Origin of the sequence: Caulobacter sp. 602-2, from assembly GCF_011043625.1 — a bacterium.
Lineage (GTDB): Bacteria > Pseudomonadota > Alphaproteobacteria > Caulobacterales > Caulobacteraceae > Caulobacter.
The window spans coordinates 692,295-709,581 of record NZ_JAAKGT010000002.1 but is presented as its reverse complement, the minus strand read 5'-3'; the positions used below and the strand labels follow the sequence as shown (position 1 = coordinate 709,581).

The window sequence follows — 17,287 nt, the reverse complement described above, 5'->3', positions numbered from 1 at the left end:
TGGAGCATGGCGGGGAACGACGCGACGAGGGGCATGGCGACCCGCCGGGGGTTCCTGCTGGCCTCCACCGCGCTGGCCTTCGCCGGCGGAGCCGCCGTCGCCGCGCCGCTGGCCGTGGACCCCGCCCGCGTCGTCGCCCGGCCCGTGGCCGCACGTCACGTGACCCTGAAGCCGTCGATCTTCGCCCAGGCCCAGGCGGCCAACCGCGCCTATCTGGTCTTTCTGTCGCCCGACCGGCTGCTGCACAACTTCCACAAGGGCGCGGGCCTGCCGGTCAAGGCGCCGGTCTACGGCGGCTGGGAGGCCCAGAGCATCGCCGGCCACACCCTGGGTCACTGGCTGACGGCCTGCGCGCTGCAGGTGGCCAACACCGGCGATCCGGAGCTGCGCGAACGCCTGGCCTACACGGTCGCCGAGCTGGCCCGCGTGCAGGCCGCCCATGGCGACGGCTATGTCGGCGGAACCACCCGCTGGGGCCAGGACGACCCGGTCGGCGGCAAGCAGGTGTTCGAGGAGCTGCGGCGGGGCGACATCCGGTCCTCGCGCTTCAGCCTCAACGACGGCTGGGTGCCGATCTACACCTGGCACAAGGTGCATGCTGGCCTGCTGGACGCCCATGAGCTGGCCGCCACGCCCGGCGCGCTGGACGTGGCGGTCGGCCTGGCCGGCTACTTCGCCGGGGTGATCGACGGCCTCTCCGACGAGCAGGTGCAGAAGATCCTCGTCACCGAGCACGGCGGGATCAACGAGGCCTACGCCCAGACCTACGCCCTGACCGGCGATGCGCGCTGGCTGAAGGTCGCCCGGCGCCTGCGCCACAAGGCCGTGCTGGATCCGATCGCCGCCGAGCGCGACGAGCTGGCCGGCCTGCACGCCAACACCCAGATCCCCAAGGTCATCGGCCTGGCGCGGCTTCATGAAGTCGCCGGCGACGACCCCGGCGAGGCGGCCGCCGCGCGCTTCTTCCACCGGGTCGTGACCCGCGACCACAGCTATGTCATCGGCGGCAATTCCGACCGCGAGCATTTCGGCAAGCCGGGCCAGATCGCCCGCCACATGGCCGAGACCACCTGCGAGGCCTGCAACAGCTACAACATGTTGAAGCTGACCCGGCACCTGTGGAGCTGGAAGCCGGACGGGGCGCTGTTCGACTATTACGAGCGCGCCCAGCTGAACCACATCATGGCCCACCAGCGGCCGGGCGACGGCCGCTTCGTCTATTTCATGCCGATGGCCGCGGGCGGGCGGCGCAGCTATTCCACCTACGAGGACAGCTTCTGGTGCTGCGTCGGCTCGGGCATGGAAAGCCACGCCAAGCACGCCGACAGCATCTGGTGGAAGGGCGGCGACGGCGCGCTCTATCTCAACCTCTTCATCCCCTCGAAGCTGGACTTGCCGGACGGCGATTTCGCCATCGACCTGGACACCGAGTACCCGAGGCGAGACCAGGTGCGGCTGACCCTCGTGCGCGCCCCGGCCGGCGAGCGCGAGATCGCCGTGCGCCTGCCGGCCTGGTGCGCCCGGCCGGCGATCCTGGTGAACGGCAAGCCGGCCGGCCGGGGCGGCCCCGACGGCTATGCCCGGCTGTCCCGCCGCTGGAAGGCCGGCGACCGGATCGAGCTTTCCCTGCCGATGACGCTGCGGGCCGAGCCGACGCCGGACGATCCCAACCTGGTGGCCTTCGTCTCGGGGCCGCTGGTGCTGGCCGCCGACGTGGGCCTGGCCGACCGTCCGTTCGAGAAGGCCGCGCCGGCCCTGGTCGGCGACGGGCCGGCCGCGGGCCTGCTGCGCCAGGTGGGCAAGCCGCCTCACACCTACGCCGCCCGCACGGCCCAGGGCGAGAGCGTGGTGTTCAGCCCCTTCTTCAACCAGTACGACAACCGCACGGCGGTCTACGCCCCGGTGTTCACCAAGGCCCGCTGGGCGGGCGAGGGACAGGCCTTCCTGGCGGCCGAGCGGGCGCGCATCGACACCGCCGCCCGCACCGTCGACACCGTCTATCTGGGCGAGCAGCAGCCCGAGGTCGACCACAAGGTCGCGGCCGCAAACGGCGAGATCATCCAGCTGAACGGCCGCAGCGGCCGCAAGCTGAACCCCGGCGGCGGCTGGCTGGAGGCCACGCTTGCCCGCCGCGCCGGCCCGCTGGTGCTGCAGCTGGTCTACTGGGGCGCCGACGCGGCCCAGTCGGCCAAGGTGCTGGCCGACGGCGCGCCGATCGGAACCTTCGTCACCCCGACCGGCAAGCGCGACGGCTTCTTCGCCGTCGACCTGCCGCTGCCGCCCGGATCGGCCCCGGCCCGCGTGCGCATCGAGGCCGAGGGCAAGCCAGTGGTGATCTACGAGCTGCGGGTGATGGCGGCGGCGACGGCCTAGGGTCTGGCCTCAATTGGCGTGCAAAGAAACGTGTCTTCCCGGCCGGAGGAGCGCGTCAGCGATCCGTAGAGCCGGGATCTCCCACGTCGGCAGGTTCGAAAACTGTGGGAGATCCCGGCGCTCCGCTGCGCTGCGGCCGGGATGACGGCCGCTATAAGATATTGAAATGGATAACTAATTACTCTCGTTCAATTGAATGCAGGCCCTAGGGCGCGCCGCCCGCCCCCTGCTGCCGCAACCCCTCGATCCGCCACTGGGCCTCAGGGGTCTTCGGGTCGCCCTGGCGGTTGAGATAGGGGCGATCGCCGTTCAGCCAGACGTACTGGTTCCAGCTGGTCTCGCGCATCGACCAGCCCTGGCCGGCCGGCGCCAGGCCGTAGGCGGGCGGCTGCCGGACCGGACGGGCGAACAGCATCATCGCGCCGCTGGTCCGATAGTCGAGGAACAGGCCCGGATCGTCGACCGAGCGGAACATCGCGTGGCTTTGCGGGCCCACCATCGCAAACTCCAGCGGCGCGCCTTCGCGGGCGTAGACCGGGGTCTCGTTGCTGCTCCAGACGGGCGCGACCACGTAGCGGCCGTTGGCCACGCTCTGCAGGCGCACGCGGGTCGAGGTGTCGGCCGGGCGGGGCGTGGGCCGCCAGCCGGCAGGCGGCGTCTGCAGCCTCGCGGCGTTGCGCCAGCGCCATGCGTACCAGACCTGGGTCTGGGGATCGAACTGGTCCTCGTAGCCGATCTCGGGCAGCACGTTGTAGAGGCACACGCGCTGGTCCTCCTTCAGCTCGGCGATGTAGGAAGCCTGGCTGTAGCCGCGCTTGACCCCCTCCATGCACTGGGCCTGGGTCTTGCCCTTGCCCGTCTGGTCATCGTCGAGGACATAGGTGGCGTCGCGGCGGGCCGGATCGTCGTACCAGCCGCGCATCTCGGCCTCGTCGAAGCTCAGCCAGTGGGCGACCAGGGTCTGCGCCTCGGCCCGCGCGGCCGCCTCGCGCTGGGTCTGGGGCAGGGCCATGGTGCGGATGAAGGCCGCCCACAGGTCGCGGCTGGCCTCGGTGGCCACCAGGGCGGTCGGCTTCATGTTGCTGGGGGTGTAGCTGCTCCAGCCCGGGGCCCGGCGTTCGGCGGCCGTCCAGATCACGTCGCCGCTCTTGGGCCTGAGCACGATCTCGGCCTTGGAGTGGCTGTGCTGCTCGGCGCCCTTGGCGCAGGCGTAGCTCTTGACCTGGCGGATCCTCACATAGTTGTCCTCGGCGATCCGCACGGTGTGTTCGGAACTGAACGAGTCCTGGAACAGGTGCACGGCGCGACCGAACAGGAAGTAGTTCCTGTCGACCGTCTGGGCCTGGGTGGTCGCCCCGCCGTCCTGGACCCGGATCATGGTCTTGGCCGCGGTGGCGGCGGCGACGAAATAGTCCACGAACCGGGCCTGCGACTCCCTGGCCGCGCGCACGCCGCCGTCGGGGCCGGCGTCGTCGTAGCGGCGCATGAAGTGGTCGTACTGGGCCTCGGCGGCCTCCTGGGCCACGGCGGTCCAGCAGCGGTTGGCGAACTGGCTCACCCCCACCCGATGGCCCGCCAGGTCCACCCAGCGCTCGCCGATGACGGCGTCGTAGACGGCCTTGTAGTGCGAGGCGTAGCGGCTGTCGGAAACCTTGTGGCCGCGGATGCGGGCGGCCTCGGCCGGCGCCGCGCCGGCGTCCACCTTGGGGTTCCAGGCCAGGCCCTTGCCGTACGCCCAGTTCCGGCGGGGATCATGGGGATCAGGCTTGTCCGGGGCGACCGAAGACGGTGCGCCCAGCACCTCCATCGCCGCCAGGCGGGTGATCCATTCGTGACCCATCGGCACGATGAAGGCCCTCTCGGGTCCCGCGCTCTGGGTGTAGGTCCCGCCCGGCCAGGCCGCGCCCAGCCCGAGCAGCATCGCGGCGGCCGCGCCCAGCCGGCCGATCGTGGATGCACGCGTCCGCATCGTCTTTTTCGTCCCCCAAACGCCCCCCGTCGGGCGGCGGGCAGGTTCGGGCGGCGATGCGCGCGAGGGATGTATCGTTTTTCACAGGCGTCTCAATAGTGGCGCCGCGCCCCTCTATCCCCCGCACCCCGGATCCGGCGTCTCGCGCCCGTCGGGGCAGGCGTAGAAGCCCTCGTCCTGGCCGGGCAGGGTGATCCCCTCGTCGGCGAGGTCGAGGAACCAGCGGCCGTCGCGGAACGGGGCGATGCCGGTGGCGACCATCTCCTGCGACAGGGCCGGCGCCAGGAACGGGAAGGCCGCCTGCATGCGCGGATCGCGGGCCCAGTCGGGCGCGGCCTCCAGGCGGTAGGCGAAGTTCAGGGTCTTGCCGTCCTCGCCCACCAGCCAGGCGCGGGTGATCCGCCGGCGGGCGTAGCACAGCTCGGCGCTGGGCGGCCCGACGGTTCCGCGCTGGCGCTCGCGCCAGAAGGGGCGGGCCATGGCCGTGGGCTCAAGGCGCGTCTCGCCCGCCGGCGCGCCGGGAACGGCTGTCAGCAGGCCCGTCTCGACCAGGGCGCGCACGGTGTCGAGCCCTGCGGTGCGGTCGCTGATCTCGATTGGCGCGGCGCCGGTCAGCACCGCCGCGCACTGGCCCTGCGGGTCCTTGTCGAAATGGGCCTGGATCTCGCGCACGGCCTGGCCGCTGTCGATCGAACGCCGGGCCTGCTCCTCGGGACTGGCCGCGCAGGCCGCCAGCAGCAGCGCGACGATGGCCAGCGCCCCGCCGCGCGTCCGTCCGATCCCGTTCCTCATCCCGTCCTCGCGCCTGCCTTGCGTCCGGGCGGAACGGGCGAGGCCCGCCGGGGTTGCCCTCAGCCCGCCGGCGCCTCCAGCGTGGCGGCCAGCCGGGCGAGGTTGGCGCTGTTGGCGGCCATGGCCTCGGCGATGTCGGGGCGCTCGGGAATGCGCGCGATCACCCCGCCGCCGGCCGCGCGCACCGTGAAGCCGTCGCGCTGCAGCTTCAGCAGGTGACGGCGGGTGGTCTCGATCGGCAGGCCCAGCGACCGGGCGATCGCCGTCAGCCGCACGGGCTGCTCGCCCAGAGCGTCCTGCGGGGCGTGGGCCGACAGCCGCAGGGCGGTCAGGAACACCAGGCCCCGCATGATGTCGCCGTCGAACACCGACGACAGCAGGCCCGCGCTGCGCAGCACGTAGTCGGCGCCGACGTCCAGGTGATGGCGGGCGAGCGTCGATCGAACGTCATTGGGCATGGGCGGCCTCCTCCTCGTGCGGGCAGGTCCCACGCCGCGCGGCGGGCGGCCTTGATCCGGATCAAGGCGCGACCGGCGATCTTCAGGCAGCAGCGGCGGCCAGTTCCCGGAGTTGAGCCCCCACGATGTCCCCCGCCGGTCCCGACCACCCGCAAGGCCCCGACGTGCCGACCTTCACCGGCGAGGACATCGTGCGCCTGTTCGCCGCCACCTATCTGCCGCTGTGCCGCTCGCTCGAAGCCGCCGGCGCCCTCGACCCCCAGGCGCTGGCCCGCGACATCCGCGCCCGCCTCGACCCCGAACCGGGCGAGCCCTGGGAGATCCTGGCCGCCGCCCTGTGCAAGGTGCTGGGCGAGACCGGGCGGGGGTAGGGGGCGGCAACGTCCGCTCATTCTTCCCGAGCATCCCCGCCTTCGCGGGGAACGACGGATTTGGGGGTCAATCCTCGATCGCCTCGATACCCTGCCGCTTCAGCGTCTCCAGGTGTGCGCGCATGGCCGCCAACTGCTCGGGCGGATGGCCGGTCCAGCCCTCGACCTCGCCGACGATCCGCAGCGGGTCGCGGGTGCGGTACGACCTGGTCGGATTGCCGGGGAACTTCTTGTCGGTGACGTTGGGGTCGTCCTCGAACGGCCCGGTCGGCTCGACCACGTAGATCCGCTCGCGCCCCTCGCCCAGGGCCAGCTCCGCGCCCCAGGTCGCCGCGTCCAGCGTGGCGGCGAAGTAGACGAAGGCTGCGGCCTTGCGCGCGCCGTAGTTCGAGACCCTGCCGGCCTCGATCAGGTCGCCGGTCGCCAGATCCGCCTTCGTGCCGTGATAGTAGGTCGTGGTCATGCCGGGTCGCCTCCGCTGAAGAAGACCCCGCAGACTGCGCATATTTCGCCGCCCGCCAATTCTTGAACGCAGGTTTTTCGGGCTTAGATCTCTATCAGCCGCCCCGCCAGCGCAGGGCCTCGGCCAGTTTCGAGAAGGCCGGCGAGGCGTGCCGGCGGCTCGGATAATAGAGGTGGTAGCCGGAGAACGGCTCGCACCAGTCCTCCAACACCCGCACCAGATCGCCGCTGGCCAGGTGGGGCGCGGCGACGTCCTGGGGCATGTAGGCCAGGCCCAGTCCCTGCAGCGCGCCGTCCAGCCGCTGGCGGATGGTGTTGACCACCAGCTGGCCGTCGACCCGCACCTTGACCTCGCGGCCGTCCTTCTCGAACTCCCAGGCGAACAGGCCCCCATAGGTGGGCAGGCGCATGTTGATGCAGTTGTGCTCGGTCAGGTCCTGCGGCGTCAGCGGGCGCGGCCGGGCGGCGAAATAGGCCGGCGAGCCGACCACGGCCATCCGCAGGTCGGGGCCGATGCGCAGGGCGATCATGTCCTTGGCCACCTGCTCGCCCAGCCGCACGCCGGCGTCGAAGCCTTCGGCGACGATGTCCACCAGGCCGTAGTCGACGGTGATCTCGACCCGGATGTCGGGATAGTCGGGCAGCAGCCTGGCCAGGCCCGGCTGCAGGGCCGACTGGGCGGCGTGCTCGCCGGCGGTGATGCGGATCGTGCCCGCCGGCTTCTCGCGCAGGTCGCTGAGGGCGGCCAGCGCCTGCTCGATCTCCTCCAGCCGCGGCGCCAGGGTCGCCAGCAGGCGCTCGCCGGCCTCGGTCGCCGCCACGCTGCGGGTGGTGCGGGCCAGGAGGCGCAGGCCCAGCCGCCCCTCCAGGCCCTTGATCGTCTGGCTCAGCGCCGAGGCCGAGACGCCCAGCTTGGCGCCGGCCCGGGTGAAGCTGCGCTCCCTGGCCACCAGGGCGAAGGCGGCGAGGTCATCAAGACGCATGGCCATTTGTAAGTCCTGCTAAAAACGACATGGCGATTATCGCGTCTAATGACGTGAACGGGCCAGGACTATCTTCCTCCCGTGCGAAGGCGCCGGGGGCTCCGCGTTCGCCGCAGCCAGGAGCCCGCCCATGATCCGCATGTCGCCCGACGTCCCGGAGAGCCGCGCATGACCCGCGTCTCCCGCCGCGCCGCGATCGGCGCGCCAACCACCATGATGTTGGGCGCGATGATGCTGGCCGCCGGCGCCTGCGGCGCCGAGACGACCCGGCCGTCCGGCCAGGCCCGCACGCTGGTCGTCTATTTCAGCCGCTCGGGAAACACCCGGGTGATCGCCGGCCAGCTGCAGCGCGAACTGCCCGCCGACCTGTTCGAGATCCGGCCCGCGCGGCCCTATCCCGACGACTACGAGCAGACGGTCGCCCAGGCCAGCCGCGAGCGCGAGGCCGGCTTCCGGCCCGAACTGGCCGGCCGGGTCGCGGACCTCTCGGCCTACGACGTGGTGTGGCTGGGCTTTCCGGTCTGGGGCCAGAGCGTCCCGCCGCCGGTCCGCGCCTTCCTGGCCGCCCACGACCTGACCGGCAAGACCGTCCGACCTTTCGTCACCCACGGCGGCTACGGCCTGGGCGACAGCCTTTCGGTGCTGCGGGCCGACGCGCCCCAGGCCCGCTTCGAGGCGGCCGTCTCGATGGAAGCCGACCAGGAGCGCCGCACCATGAACCAGGTCCGTGAGTGGCTGGCCAAGGCCCGGCCCCGCGCGACCAATCCTTGAGGAGAGCAAAGATGCAGAAGCGCAAACTGGGCCAGGGCCTGGAAGTCTCGGCCCTGGGCTACGGCTGCATGGGCCTCAGTTCGGGTTACGGCCCGGCGACGCCGCGCGACGAGGCCGTGGCGGTGATCCGCGCCGCCTTCGAGGCGGGCGTCACCTTCTTCGACACCGCCGAGGTCTATGGGCCCTTCGCCAACGAGGCCCTGCTGGGCGTGGCCGTCGCGCCCTTCCGCCACGAGGTGATCATCGCCACCAAGTTCGGCTTCGACGTCGACATGGAGACCGGCGTGCGCAGCGGCGGGCTCAACAGCCGTCCCGACCACATCAAGGCGGTGGTCGAGGCCCAGCTGAAGCGCCTGCGCACCGACCGCATCGACCTGCTCTACCAGCACCGCGTCGATCCCGACGTGCCGATGGAGGACGTGGCCGGGGCGGTGAAGGACCTGATCGGCGAGGGCAAGGTCGCCCATTTCGGCCTGTCCGAGCCCAGCCTGGCGTCGCTGCGGCGCGCCCACGCGGTGCAGCCGGTGGCGGCCCTGCAGAACGAATACTCGCTGTGGACCCGCGACGTGGAGGACAACGGCGTCCTGGCCGCGTGCGAGGAACTGGGCATAGGCTTCGTGCCGTTCAGCCCGCTGGGCGCGGGCTTCCTGACCGGCAAGATCGACACGAACACCAAGCTGGGGGAGGGCGACTTCAGGTCGGTCTCGCCGCGCTTCACCGAGCAGGCCCGCGTCGCCAACATGGCGCTGGTCGACCTGCTTAAGGTCATCGCCGCCGAGAAGGGCGCGACGCCCGCCCAGATCGCCCTGGCCTGGCTGATGGCGCAGAAGCCGTGGATCGTGCCGATCCCGGGCACCACCAAGCTGCCCCGCCTGGCAGAGAACCTGGGCGCGGCGCAGGTCGAACTGAGCGGCGCCGACCTGACCCGCATCGCCGGGGCGGCGGCGAAGATCACCATCCAGGGCGCGCGCCTGCCCGAGGATTCCCTGTCCAAGACCAACCGCTGAGCGAGGCGAGAATGAGCGAGCAAGACAAGCGCGCAGGCGTGGATCGTCGCGGCCTGCTGGCCCTGGGGCTGGCCGCGCCGGCGGCCCTGGCGGCGAGCGGAGCCCCGGCCGGGGCGGCCCAGGCGGCCCAGCCCGCCACGGCTCCTGATCGCCGCCGGCTGGGCGGGCTGGAGGTCTCGGGCCTGGGCCTGGGCGTCCAGAACATGAGCCGCACCTACCAGACGACGATCCCCTACCGGCCCGAGATGATCGACATCATCCGCAAGGCCCGCGACCAGGGCGTCACCTTCTTCGACGCCGCCGAGGCCTACGGCCCGCACGAGGTCGAGCGCATCCTGGGCGAGGGCGTGGCCCCGTTCCGCGACGAGGTGGTGATCGCCAGCAAGTTCGGCTGGAACATCGACCTGGAAACCGGCGCCCGCGGTCCTGGCCTCAACAGCCGGCCCGAGCACATCAAGCTGGCGGTCGAGGGCATGCTGAAGCGCCTGCGCACCGACCGCATCGACCTGCTCTACCAGCACCGCGTCGACCCGGCCGTGCCGATCGAGGACGTGGCCGGGGCGGTCAAGGACCTGGTGGCGCAGGGCAAGGTGCTGCACTGGGGGCTATGCGAAATGGGGCCGCAGACCCTGCGCCGCGCCCATGCCGAACTGCCGCTGGCGGCCGTCCAGAACGAGTACTCGATGCTGTGGCGCGGGCCCGAGGCTTGGGTGCTGAAGGCCTGCGAGGAGCTGGGGATCGGCCTGGTCTGCTGGAGCCCGCTGGGCGTGGGCTTCCTGAACGGCGCGATCGACGAGCGCACCCGCTACGCCGACGGCGACATCCGCAAGCTCGAGGGCCGGTTCGCGCCCGAGAACCTGCCGGCCAACCTGGCGCTGGTGACGCTGGTCAAGGACTGGGCCCGTCGCAAGGGCTGTGCGCCCGGTCAGGTCGCCCTGGCCTGGCTGCGGGCCCAGCGGCCTTGGATCGTACCGATCCCGGGAACCACCCAGATGGCGCACATGCTGCAGAACGTCGGCGCGGTCGAGGTGGTGTTCACCACTGCCGAACTCGCCGAGCTGAACGCCGCCGTCGCCGCCATCCAGGTCCAGGGCCTGCGCCTGCCGCCCGCCGTACTGGCCTATTCCGAGGTCGAGGCCCCGCCGAGGGGTTAGGAGCCGAGGGGCCCCTCTCCCATAGGGAGAGGGGGTTATGGGCTACCCCAATCCCCCTGCGATCACCCGCAGCGCCGGTTCGCGTCGCGGTCCCGGCTGCGGCCTGGGCCGGCGCAGCACGATCTGCAGCGCCTCGACCATGGCCGCGCTGGCGGTGGCCTCGCCGGGCGTCACGTACAGCGCCATGTCGTCGGCCAGGGTCGCGCGGTCGAGCACGCCGGCGGTTTCCAGCCGTTCGCACAGCGGCAGCCAGGTGGCGGCGAACAGCTTGATCAGGTCGGTGGGCGTGAACTCGGCGACCTTGGCCGTCATCAGGCGGCCCGCTGGCTGGAGGGGGCGGCCGCCTCGCGGGTGCGGAACAGGCCGATGCGGTCGGCCAGTTCGGCGGCTTCCGACTTCAGGGCGTGGGCGGCCGCGGTGGTCTCCTCGACCATGGCCGCGTTCTGCTGCACCACGCGGTCCATCGCGCCCATGGTGGTGTTGACCTCGCCCAGGTTGGAGGCCTGGTCGGCAGCCGAGCGGGCGATGGCGTCGATCTGGGTGTCGATCTCGGCCACGCGGGCGACGATGCGCTGCAGGGCCTCGCGGGTCTTGCCCACGCGCTCGACCCCGGCGGCCACCTGGTCGCCCGAGACGGCCACCAGGGCCTTGATCTCGCGGGCGGCGTCGGCGCTGCGCTGGGCCAGCGCCCGCACTTCCTGGGCGACGACCGCGAAGCCCTTGCCCGCGTCGCCGGCCCGGGCGGCCTCGACCCCGGCGTTCAGCGCCAGAAGGTTGGTCTGGAAGGCGATCTCGTCGATCACCCCGATGATCTGGCCGATCTGGCCCGACGAGGTCTCGATCAGGGTCATGGCCTCGACCGCCTCGGTGACGACGGGATCGGAGCGCTCGGCCTCCTCGCGGGCGCGGGCGGCCGCGGCGTTGGCCTTGCGGGCGTTGTCGGCGGTCTCGTTGACGGTGGCGGTGATCTGGCCCAGCGCCGTCGAGGTCTCCACCAGGCTGGCGGCCTGGTCCTCGGTGCGGTTGGCCAGCTCGTCGGAGGCGCGGCTCATCTCGGCCACGCCCGCGCTCATGCTGGCGGCGTTGCCGCTGATCTCGCCCAGCGCCGCGCGCAGCTTGGCCACCGCGTCGTTGAAGTCCTGGCGCAGCGGCTCGTACTGGGCGGCGAAGCGGGTCTCCAGCCGCGAGGTCAGGTCGCCCCCGGCCAGCTGGCGCAGGGCCTGGGCCAGGTGCTCGACCACCTCCGTCTGCTCGGCCTCCATCGCCGCCTTCAGGCGCGCGCGCTCGGCGTTGGCGCGGTCGGCGGCGGCGCGTTCGGCCAGGGCCGCGGCGTTGGCCTCGTCGGCGGCGCGGGCGGCGCGCTCGGAGGCCTGGGTGCGGGCGCTGACGGTGACGAACAGGCGCGAGACCCCGGCCGTCAGCCAGACCAGCGACCAGGCGGTGGTCACGGTCAGGGCCGCGCGCAGGGCCAGCGCCAGCAGGCTCTCGTCGGCCGCCAGGCGATGGGGAAAGAGGCCTGCGGCCACGAGGTCGACGCCGATGACGGCGCCCGCCCCCAGGGCCACCACCCGCCAGTCGCCATAGGCCACCAGCAAAGCCAGCGCCGCCAGGAAGGCCATGCGGGCCTCGTCCTGCAGGGGATGGCCCTGGAAGGCCAGCACGAACATCGCCGCCTGCCCCACCAGGGCCAGGGCCGTGCACAGCTGCTGGGCCAGGCGGTCGCGCCACAGGCCGTAGGCGGCCAGGACCAGCACCGCCAGGGCCGCCGAGGCCAGCGACGGCGCCAGCAGCGGCGCGCCGGTCAGCAGGCAGGCGATGGGAACCACCACGGCGCTGACCGCCACGCAGCCGATCACCAGCTGGCCGCCGACGCGGCGCTGGGCCTCAATACTGTCGAACTGGATCAAACGCACGCCCGCCTCCGTATTTCGCGGCGATCGTGCTGGATGAGCGTTAATCGGTCGTGACAAAACTGTCGAAACAACGCGCATGGTTACTACGTACCAATACGTATGCGGCGCGTAGGTATTCTCAAAATGAGATAGCGACGACATGCCGGGCCGGTTTTCCGGTCGCGCGCGACCGTCCCGACAACGTCCTTGGTCGGACGACGTCAACCGGGAGTGGCCCCCGGCCGCGCGCCTGTGTAAGCCTTGGCCATGGCTTCGAAGGTGCGAGACATTCTGCGGCGGCCCCGGGGCCTGATCGGCCGCTCCATCCTGGTGGTGGCGGCGATCGTGTTCGTGCAACTGGCGGCCAGCGTCGCCTTCTACCAGGCGATCGACCGCCAGACCCTGCGCGAGGACCACGCCCGCCGCATCGCCGAGCTGCTGGTCGTGGGCGACCGCGTCAGCCGCCTGTCCCAGGCCGATCTCGACCAGGTGATGACCTCGCGCTACCTCGAGGCCGAGGTCGTTTCAGCCCCGCCGCTGGCGCCGTCCCAGGCCCGCGCCCAGACCGGCGAGGCCGACGCCATCGTCCGCTATGTGCGCCAGTGGGAGCCGGGCCTGGCCGGGCGGCCCCTGCGCCTGTGGTCCGAGGACCAGTCGGACCACGGCCGCGATCTCGTCGGCGTCATGGGGCTTTCCGACGGCCGCTGGCTGTCGTTCCGCTCGCGCCACTTCCCGCGGCCCTGGCCGATCGCCCTGCGCGCGGTGGCCACGACCCTGGCCTTCTCGCTGGCCTGCGTGGCGCTGGGCGCCTACGCCCTGCGCCAGCTGGGCGAGCCGCTGCGCCGCCTGGCCGAGGCCGCCGGCCGGGTGGGCGAGGGGCCGCCCCAGCCGGTCGCCGTCGAGGGGCCGACCGACCTGGCCGAACTGGGCCGCGCCTTCAACGACATGCAGCAGCGCATCACCGGCCTGATCGAGGACCAGGCCCGGGCGATGGAGGCGCTCAGCCACGACCTGCGCACGCCGCTGGCCCGCCTGAAGCTGGCTTCGGACTATGTCGAGCCCGAGGACATCCGCGCCCTGGTCGGCGGCAATGTCGACGAGCTGGAGGAGATGCTGCGCTCGCTGTCGGCCTGGCTGCGCGCCCAGCACGCCGCCAGCACCGCCGAGAGCGTCGACCTGCCGGCCCTGATCCGCGCGGTGATCGCCCGCTGGCCCAAGCTCGCCCGCTACGAAGGGCCCAAGTCGCTGACCGTCAGCACCCACCGCGACCCGCTGGAACAGGCCCTGATCCGCCTCGTCGACAACGCCGTGCGCTTTGGCGGCAAGGCCAAGGTGCGCCTTGTGGCCGACGACCCCGAAGGCCCGCGCATCGAGGTGCTCGACCAGGGGCCGGGCCTGACCGACGAGGTGCTGGCCCGCATCTACGAGCCCTTCTTCCGCGGCGACGCCGCCCGCGCCCGCGACACCGGGGGCTTCGGCCTGGGCATCCCCACCGCCGACCGCCTGCTCAAGCGCTTCGGCGGCCGCCTCCAGATCGCCAACCGCGACGGCGGCGGCGTCACCGCCAGCGTCTGGCCGCCGGCGGGCGAGGGGTAGGGGGTGTTCTACAAGTTCGTCGGCGGGGGCGACGAGGCCCTGCCCGAGACCTTCGACAAGGCCGTCGTCCAGGGATCGGTGAAGTTCGGTTCGCCGCTGGTCTTCAACGATCCGTTCGAGTTCAAGTTCAGGTCGGCGCCGCCAGAGTCGCGCGAGGCCTTCGAGGCGTGGCACGACCGGTACGACAAGCATCGCTCCCCGGAGGCGCGCGACAACGCCTGGGACAGTTTCCACGGCCCCGGCGCCGGCTGGAGCGATGAGATCGTTCCCCGCATGAATCTTCTGTCGAACGTCTATGTGGCGTGCCTGGCCCGGCGCTGGGACAGCCACCTCATGTGGGGACACTACGGCGGGGCCCACCGTGGTTTCGTGATCCGCTACAGGGCGGAGGTCGTCGAGGCGCTTGCGCGGGTCGTCAGCCTCATGGCGGGGCCGGTCGTCTATGTCGACGAGCCGCCCACTTATCGCTGGTTCACTGATCCTCCGAACGCGTCTCTGGCCTTTCTCTGGGCCAAGCCGAGCGAGTGGTCCTACGAGCAGGAGCATCGCCTGATCGCCATGGGAGAGCCGGGGCGCCAGGCGCTCTTGCTCACCGTCGATCCCGAGATGATCGACGGCGTCATCCTTGGCGCGCGAGCTTCCGAGGCGTTGATCGGCCGGGCTCTGGCGCTGCGGGAGAAGCGGCCGGACTTTTCGGTCGAGCATGTGTCTTCGCGCCGCGACGGCTACGGCCTGAGCGCCTGTCGAATGGATGACCGCACCCGTTCCATGACTGATATGCTCTAGGTTCGGGGCGGGTTCGACGCCCTGGAATGCTTGGAGGGCGCCGCCGTGCGAGAGCCAGCCTTCAGGTCGTTCCTGTCCGGCCGCCTGGCCGCCGGATCGGTCGACAGCTATGTCGCCTACTGCAATCGCGTTCGGCGCGAGCTGGGCGTGGATCTCGACGCCGACGACCTTTCCGAGCCGGCGCTGTTGAGCCTGTCGCTGCGGCTGGCGCAGTCGGGCGCGCCGCCGGCGACGGTCCGCAACTGCCTGTCGGCCCTGCGCGCCTATGCCGAGTTTCGTCTCGGGGCGGCCGCCGGTCCGGGGTCGGCGATGCGCATCACGGCCGAGCAGCGCGCGGCCTGGAAGGCGAACACGGCGACGGGGCCCTTCAACCTCTGGCTCGACGGGCAGGTGCGCGACGAGCGCGGAGCGTTCGATCTGGCGCGGCTGCACGACCTGGCCGAGCGATACGGGGTCCATAAGCGCGACGAGTATTCCGGGCTGAATCCAGGCCAGCAGCGCATGAACCTGGGCAACCTGCTGCGGCGGGTGGTGCCCGCTTCGGCGTACGAGGCCGCCCCGGAGCCGCCGGCGGCGCCTGCGGTCGCGCCCGGGCCGCAGGGAACTGCGCTGGGGACCGCCAGCGTGGGCGAGCTCCTGGCGCTCTACGGCCAGATCATGGACGAGCTGCGCGAGCGCGGCGTCGTGCGCACCGGCAACTCGCCCGTCGGCGACTATGGTGAGCTGCTGTTCGCGCGGGCCTTCGGCTGGACGCTCGAAGGCAATTCGTCGGCGGGGCACGACGCGACCGACGCCGACGGCGTGCGCTATCAGATCAAGGCGCGGCGGCTGGCCTCGCCGAGCGCCTCGCGACAGCTGAGCGCCATCCGCCGGCTGGAGGAGCGCACCTTCGACCATCTCGCCGCGGTCCTGCTCGACGGAAGCTTCAAGGTGCTGCGCGCCATCATCATTCCGTACGCGGTGGTCCAGAGCGGGGCGCGTCGGCGCGATCACACCAACAGCTGGCTGTTCATGCTCGAGGACCGGGTGTGGAAGATTCCGGGCGTGCGCGATGTCACGGCGGAGCTGGCGGTGGCGCAGGCGGCGATCTGACCGCCCCGCCCGCCTTCGCTTGCCCCTAAACGCTCCACCCTCCGTCGATCGTCAGGGCCGCGCCTGTCACGTAGCCGGCGTCCGGTCCCGCCAGCCAGGCCGCCAGGCCCGCGACCTCGCCAGCCTCGCCGATGCGGCCCAGCGGCAGGCGCGGGGCGATGTAGTCCATCAGGTCGGCGGTCATGTCGGTGGCGATCGGGCCGGGCTGGATGGTGTTGACGGTGATCCTGCGGGGCGCGAGGTCGAGGGCCGCGCCGCGCGCCAGCTGGGCGACGGCCGCCTTGGTCATGGCGTAGACGCTGGAGCCCGGCGTGCCGATGTGCCCGGCGGTGTTGCTGCCGATGACGATCACGCGGCCGCCGTCCGCCAGGTGCGGGGCGGCGTGGTGGAGGGCCGCGAACACGCCGCGCACGTTGACCGCCAGCATGTGGTCGAAGTCGGCCAGGGGGAACTGGTCGATGGTCCCGGCCTTCAGCACCCCGGCGTTGACCACCAGCACGCCCAGCTTGCCGAAACGGTCGACGGCCGCCTCGATCGCCTCGCGCACGGCTTGCGCGTCGGCGCTGTCGGCCTGGAGGGGCAGGGCGGTTCCTCCCGCCGCCTCGACCTCGGCGGCCAGGGCGGCGGCGGGGCCGGGCGAGGCGGCGTAGGTGAAGGCGACGGGGCGGCCCTCGGCGGCCAGGCGGCGCACGATCGCCGCGCCCATGCCGCGTGAGCCGCCCAGCACCAGGGCCGGGGATTGGGGAGTGAAGCTGCTGTCGGTCATGTCGGAAGCCTTGTTATGGACTGATCGGTCCATAACCTGTGCATTCCGGATCGATCGGTCAAGAATAATTCTGGACTGATCGATCAAGATCGTTAAGGTGCGAGCATGGCCAGACCTTCGGAATTCGATCGCGACGAGGCGATCGCCAGCGCGATCAGGGTGTTCGCCCGCCACGGCTACGAGGCCGCCTCGACCAGCGCCCTGATCGAGGGCATGGGCATCGGCCGCCAGAGCCTGTACGGGGCGTTCGGCGACAAGCGCCGCCTGTTCCTGGAGGCCCTGCGCCGCTACGCCGACGGCTCGCTGGACGGGATGGCGGCGGCGCTGGCCAGGCCGGGCCGGGCCTCCGAGGCGATCGAGGCGGCGCTGCTGGCCGGCCTCGGCTCGGCCGACGAGCTGGAGAGCGGCTGCCTGGGCGTCGGCTCGATCGTCGAGTTCAGCCGCTCGGATCCCGACGTCAACGCCGTCAACGACGCGGCCGCCGCCCAGGTGCTGGCCGCCTTCGCCGCGCGCGTGAAGGACGGGGTCGCGTCGGGCGAGTTCGCCGCCGACCTGGACGCGCAGGCCGCCGCGCGCATGCTGCTGACTCTGCGCTCGGGCCTCAAGGTCGCCGCCCGCGGCGGCGCCGGCGAGGACGAACTGCGCGAGGCCGCGCGGCTGGCGATGCGGGGGCTGGGCCGCGTCTAGGGCTGAGGCTCCAGCATCGGGACTCGCCAAGGGCGCGTCTCGACCATCCTGGGTTTGTCATCCCGGCCGCAGCGAAGCGGAGCGCCGACGCGCTCCTTCGGCCGGGATGGCAAACCTTGTTGAGCTCC

Annotated in this window: 17 protein-coding genes; 9 read left to right on the top strand and 8 right to left on the bottom strand. The window is 71.9% G+C overall.

Annotation, left to right across the window (positions count from 1 at the left end):
* The first annotated feature begins 6 nt into the window (after positions 1-6).
* Positions 7-2,373 carry a beta-L-arabinofuranosidase domain-containing protein gene (locus G5B46_RS07705; RefSeq protein WP_165257427.1) on the top strand — a complete coding sequence of 789 codons (2,367 nt, stop codon included), beginning with the start codon at positions 7-9 and terminating at the stop codon, positions 2,371-2,373.
* A 205-nt stretch (positions 2,374-2,578) separates the two neighbouring features.
* On the opposite strand, the gene G5B46_RS07700 is transcribed toward G5B46_RS07705, so the two are convergent.
* The 3 genes from G5B46_RS07700 to G5B46_RS07690 all read right to left on the bottom strand — a co-directional run bounded on the left by G5B46_RS07700 (position 2,579) and on the right by G5B46_RS07690 (position 5,592).
* A complete protein-coding gene (locus tag G5B46_RS07700; protein ID WP_165257426.1) occupies positions 2,579-4,342 on the bottom strand; it encodes a hemolysin D in 1,764 nt (587 codons plus the stop codon).
* A 114-nt stretch (positions 4,343-4,456) separates the two neighbouring features.
* Positions 4,457-5,134 (bottom strand): hypothetical protein, encoded by a 678-nt coding sequence (locus G5B46_RS07695; RefSeq protein ID WP_165257425.1) that lies wholly within the window; start codon positions 5,132-5,134, stop codon positions 4,457-4,459.
* A gap of 59 nt (positions 5,135-5,193) precedes the next feature.
* Positions 5,194-5,592, bottom strand: a complete 399-nt coding sequence (locus tag G5B46_RS07690; RefSeq protein WP_165257424.1) for an Rrf2 family transcriptional regulator — start codon at positions 5,590-5,592, stop codon at positions 5,194-5,196.
* Between the two features lie 125 nt (positions 5,593-5,717).
* On the opposite strand from G5B46_RS07690, the gene G5B46_RS07685 reads away from it, so the two are divergent.
* Positions 5,718-5,963: a hypothetical protein gene (locus G5B46_RS07685; protein WP_165257423.1), complete on the top strand. Its 246-nt coding sequence runs from the start codon at positions 5,718-5,720 to the stop codon at positions 5,961-5,963.
* A gap of 67 nt (positions 5,964-6,030) precedes the next feature.
* On the opposite strand, the gene arr is transcribed toward G5B46_RS07685, so the two are convergent.
* Entirely contained in the window at positions 6,031-6,426 is a 396-nt protein-coding gene (gene arr / locus G5B46_RS07680; protein ID WP_165257422.1) for an NAD(+)--rifampin ADP-ribosyltransferase, read from the bottom strand.
* A gap of 94 nt (positions 6,427-6,520) precedes the next feature.
* A complete protein-coding gene (locus G5B46_RS07675) occupies positions 6,521-7,414 on the bottom strand; it encodes a LysR family transcriptional regulator (RefSeq protein ID WP_165257421.1) in 894 nt (297 codons plus the stop codon).
* A 162-nt stretch (positions 7,415-7,576) separates the two neighbouring features.
* Between G5B46_RS07675 and G5B46_RS07670 the strand changes: the two genes are divergently transcribed.
* From G5B46_RS07670 to G5B46_RS07660, 3 genes are read left to right on the top strand one after another with little or no spacing between them, the layout of a single operon-like run.
* Entirely contained in the window at positions 7,577-8,179 is a 603-nt protein-coding gene (locus tag G5B46_RS07670; RefSeq protein WP_165257420.1) for a flavodoxin, read from the top strand.
* A gap of 11 nt (positions 8,180-8,190) precedes the next feature.
* Complete coding sequence (locus tag G5B46_RS07665; RefSeq protein ID WP_165257419.1) at positions 8,191-9,186, top strand: aldo/keto reductase; 996 nt, start codon at positions 8,191-8,193, stop codon at positions 9,184-9,186.
* Positions 9,187-9,197: 11 nt separating this feature from the next.
* Positions 9,198-10,340 (top strand): aldo/keto reductase, encoded by a 1,143-nt coding sequence (locus G5B46_RS07660; protein WP_165257417.1) that lies wholly within the window; start codon positions 9,198-9,200, stop codon positions 10,338-10,340.
* 42 nt (positions 10,341-10,382) lie between these two features.
* Here the strand turns inward: G5B46_RS07660 and G5B46_RS07655 are convergent, their stop codons facing one another.
* A complete protein-coding gene (locus tag G5B46_RS07655; RefSeq protein ID WP_165257416.1) occupies positions 10,383-10,652 on the bottom strand; it encodes a hypothetical protein in 270 nt (89 codons plus the stop codon).
* Positions 10,652-12,253, bottom strand: a complete 1,602-nt coding sequence (locus G5B46_RS07650) for a methyl-accepting chemotaxis protein (RefSeq protein ID WP_346764888.1) — start codon at positions 12,251-12,253, stop codon at positions 10,652-10,654. The genes G5B46_RS07655 and G5B46_RS07650 overlap by 1 nt, the downstream gene beginning before the upstream one ends.
* A gap of 246 nt (positions 12,254-12,499) precedes the next feature.
* Between G5B46_RS07650 and G5B46_RS07645 the strand changes: the two genes are divergently transcribed.
* The 3 genes from G5B46_RS07645 to G5B46_RS24175 are packed head-to-tail and all read left to right on the top strand — an operon-like array spanning position 12,500 to position 15,706.
* Positions 12,500-13,828 (top strand): HAMP domain-containing sensor histidine kinase, encoded by a 1,329-nt coding sequence (locus tag G5B46_RS07645; protein WP_165257414.1) that lies wholly within the window; start codon positions 12,500-12,502, stop codon positions 13,826-13,828.
* 3 nt (positions 13,829-13,831) lie between these two features.
* Positions 13,832-14,614: a DUF2971 domain-containing protein gene (locus G5B46_RS24825; RefSeq protein ID WP_165257413.1), complete on the top strand. Its 783-nt coding sequence runs from the start codon at positions 13,832-13,834 to the stop codon at positions 14,612-14,614.
* A gap of 45 nt (positions 14,615-14,659) precedes the next feature.
* On the top strand, positions 14,660-15,706 hold the full coding sequence (locus tag G5B46_RS24175) for a hypothetical protein (RefSeq protein ID WP_205691524.1): 1,047 nt from the start codon (positions 14,660-14,662) through the stop codon (positions 15,704-15,706).
* A 25-nt stretch (positions 15,707-15,731) separates the two neighbouring features.
* On the opposite strand, the gene G5B46_RS07630 is transcribed toward G5B46_RS24175, so the two are convergent.
* Entirely contained in the window at positions 15,732-16,472 is a 741-nt protein-coding gene (locus tag G5B46_RS07630; RefSeq protein ID WP_205691523.1) for an SDR family oxidoreductase, read from the bottom strand.
* A gap of 105 nt (positions 16,473-16,577) precedes the next feature.
* Here G5B46_RS07630 and G5B46_RS07625 point away from each other — a divergent pair, with 105 nt between their 5' ends.
* Positions 16,578-17,159: a TetR/AcrR family transcriptional regulator gene (locus tag G5B46_RS07625; protein WP_165257411.1), complete on the top strand. Its 582-nt coding sequence runs from the start codon at positions 16,578-16,580 to the stop codon at positions 17,157-17,159.
* Positions 17,160-17,287 lie beyond the last annotated feature (128 nt).